This is a genomic window from Calothrix rhizosoleniae SC01, from assembly GCF_900185595.1.
GTDB classification, from domain to species: Bacteria; Cyanobacteriota; Cyanobacteriia; order Cyanobacteriales; family Nostocaceae; genus Calothrix_A; species Calothrix_A rhizosoleniae.
This window is the reverse complement of sequence record NZ_FYBH01000248.1, coordinates 1-5,868: the sequence shown is the minus strand read 5'-3', so window position 1 is coordinate 5,868 and position 5,868 is coordinate 1. Positions and strand designations below refer to the sequence as shown.

Here is a 5,868-nt window from a genome sequence, read left to right as displayed (position 1 = left end):
CTTATCTGGACAGATAATGTTAGGAAGACGCTCTCCTTGGCTACCTAAAAAAATTGCTCGGTATAAATTTCCTCGTTCTTTTGCACAAGTCCTGTTAAAGAACTTACGCCGAGTCACAAGAATTTTAGAAAAAATTACCCGCCCCCGCCTGAGAAAAATAGCCGATCATCCCTATGTGTGGAGATTTAACGGTTTATGTATTTTTTGGCTAGCATTATTACTCATTTCTCCAGTACCTTTTACTAATCCCATTCCCACTATCGGTATATTAATGATTGCTGTGGCTATGATTGAGTCTGATGGTTTGTTAATGTGTATTAGTTATGGATTTACAGCCTTGACTACCTTGTTATTCGGATTTATCGTTTATGCACTTTGGTTAGCACCTTATTTACTACCGAAAATTTTTCAGTGAATTATGAAAAAACCCCCAGTCAGAAACTGGGGGTAAGAATTAGGGTGCATCTAACTAAATTCTGTATTCCTCAAGTGAATAAATACATCCGGAAGTAATAGGATTTTGGATTTTAGATTTTAGATTTTGAGAAAAGTGTGGTCTTGAGATATGAATTATGGTTGACTGCTCCCCTGCTTAAAGGCGAGGAATTTCATAATGTTAAGATTCTCTGGGGACTGTGGGATTGATCCCACAGTTTCGGGTTTCATCCCCTATCTCAAGAACGAAATACACAACTGTGTTGCTCTTGATCAGAGGCTTTCATCCTCTCGTTACACTTCTGGTAAGATATTCTGTGACTCAGGTAGATTGATTTTAGTGCGATCGCTCGAGTCATATCAAATCAGCCTTTCCAGATCAAAGCATATCATAGTAACAGCATGGCAAAACTCACACCCAATCCCAGCTTCAGTTTGACAATTCGCATCGAAATACCTAATCGTATCGGTATGTTGGCTAGTGTTACTAATGCGATCGCATCTACTGGTGGTAATCTAGGACAAATTGATTTAATCGAGCAAACCAGGAAAATTTCGACTCGGGATATCACTGTTGATGCTGCAAGTACGGAACAAGCTGAAGGGATTGTGCAAGCAGTCAAGGCTTTACCTGATATTAAGGTGGTAAATGTCTATGATCGCACCTTTAATTTACACCGGGGGGGCAAAATTAGTATTGCTAGTCGCATTCAACTAAAAAACGTTTCTGACTTGGCAATGGCTTATACTCCAGGTGTAGGCAGAATCTGTAGTGCGATTGCTGAAAATCCAGAGGAAGTATACAACCTCACTGTTAAACAAAACATGGTTGCAATTGTCACTGATGGTAGTGCGGTATTGGGTTTGGGTAATTTGGGAGCAGCAGCAGCTTTACCAGTAATGGAAGGGAAAGCTATGCTATTTAAAGAGTTTGCTGGTATTGATGCTTTCCCTATTTGTGTGGATAGTCAAGATACAGATGAGATTATCCGTACTGTTAAAAATATTGCTCCTGTATTTGGAGGTGTAAATCTAGAAGATATTGCTGCTCCCCGTTGTTTTGAAATTGAAGCTCGACTCAGACAAGAATTAGATATTCCCATTTTCCATGACGATCAACATGGTACTGCCATTGTGACTTTGGCAGCTTTAGTCAATGCTTTAAAGTTGGTACATAAATCCATAGAAGAAGTCCGCATTGTGATTAATGGTGCTGGAGCTGCTGGGGTTGCTGTAGCCCGGTTACTACGTAAAGCTGGTGCAGAAAATATTTGGATGTGTGATTCCCAAGGAATTATTTCCACCAGTCGTCCCCATTTAACCCTAGAAAAACAAGAATTTGCTGTTAAAGCCCAAGGTGCTTTGGCGGGTGCAATGCAAGGGGCTGATGTGTTTATTGGATTGAGTGCGCCGGGAGTAGTCACCCCAGATATGGTGAAATCTATGGCGAAAGATCCGATTATCTTTGCAATGGCTAATCCTATTCCTGAGATTCAACCGGAATTAGTCTACAATGATGTTGCAGTCATTGCGACTGGTCGTAGTGACTACCCCAATCAAATTAACAATGTCTTAGCTTTCCCTGGAGTATTCCGTGGTGCGTTGGATTGTAGAGCTGCTACTATTACAGCTACTATGTACCTGGAAGCTGCAAATGCGATCGCTTCATTAGTTAAACCTTCTGATTTAGATCGAGAACATATTATTCCTTCTGTTTTTGATCAGCGAGTGGCTACGGTGGTGGCTGGTGCAGTCCAACAAGCTGCACGTCAAGAGGGGATTGCTTCTTGTTAGATCATGGGTTGTAGGGATTTCAAGGATTACATGGATTTTTGGAATCCAAATTTATGATCTAAATATCGCATTTCTGTGTCCATTTACTATGAAATTCCCGGAGTAATGCGATCGCTTCTTCAAAGGTATCTACACAGTGGGGTATTTTCAGATCACCAGGACTTGCCATTGGGGGTGTGGCATTTACCATATATTCTTCTGTCCAATTGAGGAAGTCTGACCACATATGTCCTACCATAATTAGGGGCTTATTATGTAGTTGGCGCACTTGTAGCAATTGCCAAATCATTAATGCTTCCAAAGCCGTACCAATACCCCCTGGTACGACGACGAAGGTGTTAGAAAGCAGGACAAAATGATGTAATCTGGTAAAAAAGGTCTGGTGTTGATAAACTTGCTCCACAAAAGGATTTGTCTCTTGTTCAAAATCTAAATCTACGCGAATACCGATGGATTTAGTTTGGTCTTTGGGGTCAGCAATTACACTGCCTTCATTCGCCGCTTGCATTAATCCTGGCCCTCCACCTGTAACAATATCGCACCCCATAGCAGTTAATTCACTGGCAAGGTGACGTACTCCTACATATACTGGATGTTCTTTCTTTAACCTTGCAGAGCCAAAAATAGTTACCCGATATCGATCGCATTGAGGAGGATGGATGGTAGTTAGGTTATTGACAACTTTCCATAGTCCGAGAATAGAATTTTCTATGACTTGGAAAGATGCTTCCGCATCGTAAATACTGACTGTGTTTGATTTTGGCGGTAGAGGAGAGTCGGAATTTTCTGGATTGCGATCGCTCATTATGATATGACATTACTAATTTGGAATTCCCAGTCTTGAAGTCAGACCGATTTTAAGATGATTGTGACAAATGGAAGCTGAAAAAGCTGATAGGGTAAATTTTTCACAATCTAAAATTTAAAATGGTATAGAGATGGAATGAAACCTATATTAAACGGTAAATTGTGAATCATGAGAATGATTTCACATGAGAGAATAGAATCATCATGGAAAGCAAGTATTTCAATAGACCAATAATTCCTTGATGATACAATTCCCCGGATTTATCAGTGGAATAAATCCAAAAATTTTCCCCTACCCAAGCCCCTTGATTTATCTATGGGGAAACTGATAACTGATAACTGATAACTGAAATGACTCTCATCGCTGCAAAATGGACAATTAACGACTATCATCGCATGATTGCTGCTGGGATTTTGTGCGATCGCCAAGTAGAATTACTAAAGGGAGAAATTGTCGAAATGCCGCCAGAAGGAGAACCTCATGCTTATTGTAGCCATGAAGCAGGTGAGTATTTGAGTAGTTTATTAGGTACGGGTGCTACAATTCGCCAAGCTAAGCCTATTACACTACCCAACGATTCTGAACCCGAACCAGATATAGCCATAGTTCAACGTTTAGGAAGGGATTACCGAGAGCATCACCCCTATCCAGAAAATATTTTTTGGCTGATTGAGTATGCAAACTCTAGTTTAGAGAAAGATTTAGAAAGAAAAAGCAAAATCTACGCCGAAGTTGGTATCCCGGAGTATTGGGTTGTCAATCTCAAAAAATTGCATTTGGTGGTGTTTCGAGAACCCTTAGACGGAGATTACGCCAGCAAATTTACACTCGCTACCGGAATAATTCAACCTCTGGCGTTTCCTGATGTTTCTATTGCAGTAGAACAAATTATCAATAAATAATTTTTGCCTTAATTATTTTAGATATGTCATTGCGACGTAAGGAAGCAATCCCAAATTCTTGTAATAAAACTATGATTCTCAAAGTAGACTCTACCATCTATTAAAATAAAACTTTTTAAACAAATTTCATACTGCAATAAATTCTAGGAAAAATCTTAATTCTAACCATGTGGAATGATATTGATGCCCATATTAGCCAGGTAACTGGGGAAAACTTCCAATCTGCACAACGGCGCTCTGTAGGCGGTGGATGTATTAATCAAGGTTACGCTGTATCCAATGGCAAACAAACTTACTTTGTCAAACTTAACCAAGCTTCTCAAATTGCCATGTTTGAGGCGGAAGCTCTGGGTTTGCAACAAATGTTTGATACCGCCACTATCCGCGTTCCCCAACCTCTTTGTACGGGTACAGCAGGTAATTCCTGTTACATAGTTTTGTCATGGTTGGAAATGGGAGGTAGTAAAAGCCAATCCTCCATAGAAATGGGACGAAAGTTGGCAGCAATGCATAAAATCACTAGTCCCAAAGGCTTTGGTTGGGATATGAATAATACCATTGGTTCCACACCCCAAATTAATACTTGGACAGAGGATTGGGGGGAATTTTATACCCAACATCGCCTTGGTTATCAATTTAAATTAGGGAGAAGAAGAGGGGGACATTTTCCCCAAGCCGAGGAGTTATTAACCGCCATTCCTGAATTATTAGCCGGACACGAACCGCAACCATCATTAGTACATGGGGACTTGTGGGGTGGTAACGCTGGTTGTACAGTGGAGGGAGAACCAGTGATTTTTGACCCTGCAACTTATTTTGGCGATCGTGAAGTTGATATTGCCATGACGGAGCTTTTTGGTGGTTTTCCCAGGGGATTTTATCAGGGATATAACGAGGTATTTCCTTTAGATTCTGGATACGAAGGTCGGAAAAATTTGTATAATTTATACCACGTTGTTAATCATTTCAATTTGTTTGGTGGTAGTTATGAATCCCAGGCTAATAGTATGATTAGTAGGATTTTACGGTGATTATAATTTTTATTTCATACTACTACGGCAAACTGATGATATGGTTGCTAACTTGTAGGAACGTAGGAGACTGGAGTTTTACAACTTTCAGTTTGCGGTTGAAAAATATTTGTAGCGCGATCGCAAAAATCTTTAGATCCAGTAATACAAATCTATAGTATGCATAATTAGCTGATTATTTATTCTCCGTATAGTTATTGAGCTGTCCTGCATATAACGTAGCTTTTTAATTAAAAATTAATTAAGTAAATATTAGGGCATCCGGATATATACTAGTGTATTTTGTAGCTTGTTATGGATACGCACAAGCTGAAGTGTGTTAAGGAGTGTTGTCATGTTTAGCCCTCGCAGGAAATACATAGCAGGCATATTCACTACTTTCACTATGCTGGGAACATTAATTTTACCTGTTTTCAATAGTGTAAAAGTTTTTGCTCAAAACTCTGCAAATCCTTCTCAATGTAGTGATACAGAGATTCAAAAGCATATCAAGAAATTAGGTAATGGAGATTCTGTTGCTTTCAATGCACTGGTAAGGTGTGACTCTAAGGCGCTTCCTGTATTGATAGGAGCTTTGGAAAGTAAGAATGAAAATCTTCGTATTATCGCTATTGCTGCACTTGGTGAAATTGATATCAATGCAACAGCGCTACCTTACTTAACTAAATCATTACAGGATAACAATAAGGATCTTCGTGTTGTTACTACCTATGCTTTGGGGAAAATCGGTACAGATGCAGTTCCAGCTTTAATCACTGCTCTCAAAGATGAAAACTCTAATGTTCGTAGGGGTGCTGCTCATGCTCTAGGGAAAATTGGTACAGATGCAGTTCCAGCTTTAATTACTGCTCTCAAAGATGAAAATTCTGATGTTCGTAGGGGTGCTGCTCATGCTCTA

General features: G+C 39.7%; 6 protein-coding genes. 5 read left to right on the top strand and 1 reads right to left on the bottom strand.

What is annotated here, in order from left to right:
* The coding region (locus tag CALSC_RS14710) for an exopolysaccharide biosynthesis protein (RefSeq protein ID WP_088242075.1) at positions 1-415 on the top strand (415 nt) is incomplete at its 5' end.
* Between the two features lie 422 nt (positions 416-837).
* Complete coding sequence (locus tag CALSC_RS14705; RefSeq protein ID WP_088242074.1) at positions 838-2,229, top strand: malic enzyme-like NAD(P)-binding protein; 1,392 nt, start codon at positions 838-840, stop codon at positions 2,227-2,229.
* A 58-nt stretch (positions 2,230-2,287) separates the two neighbouring features.
* Here the strand turns inward: CALSC_RS14705 and CALSC_RS14700 are convergent, their stop codons facing one another.
* Complete coding sequence (locus CALSC_RS14700) at positions 2,288-3,034, bottom strand: LOG family protein (RefSeq protein ID WP_088242073.1); 747 nt, start codon at positions 3,032-3,034, stop codon at positions 2,288-2,290.
* Positions 3,035-3,387: 353 nt separating this feature from the next.
* Here CALSC_RS14700 and CALSC_RS14695 point away from each other — a divergent pair, with 353 nt between their 5' ends.
* The 3 genes from CALSC_RS14695 to CALSC_RS14685 form a co-directional block, all read left to right on the top strand.
* Complete coding sequence (locus CALSC_RS14695) at positions 3,388-3,939, top strand: Uma2 family endonuclease (protein ID WP_088242072.1); 552 nt, start codon at positions 3,388-3,390, stop codon at positions 3,937-3,939.
* A 167-nt stretch (positions 3,940-4,106) separates the two neighbouring features.
* Entirely contained in the window at positions 4,107-4,970 is an 864-nt protein-coding gene (locus tag CALSC_RS14690) for a fructosamine kinase family protein (protein ID WP_088242071.1), read from the top strand.
* Between the two features lie 385 nt (positions 4,971-5,355).
* Positions 5,356-5,868, top strand: a 513-nt coding sequence (locus tag CALSC_RS14685; RefSeq protein WP_200817641.1) for a HEAT repeat domain-containing protein, incomplete at its 3' end; no start/stop codon positions are given.

Coding starts and splice junctions, on each gene's coding strand:
- CALSC_RS14705 (WP_088242074.1), top strand. CDS start 838: ATGGCAAAACTCACACCCAATCCCAGCTTCAGTTTGACAATTCGCATC.
- CALSC_RS14700 (WP_088242073.1), bottom strand. CDS start 3,034: ATGAGCGATCGCAATCCAGAAAATTCCGACTCTCCTCTACCGCCAAAA.
- CALSC_RS14695 (WP_088242072.1), top strand. CDS start 3,388: ATGACTCTCATCGCTGCAAAATGGACAATTAACGACTATCATCGCATG.
- CALSC_RS14690 (WP_088242071.1), top strand. CDS start 4,107: ATGTGGAATGATATTGATGCCCATATTAGCCAGGTAACTGGGGAAAAC.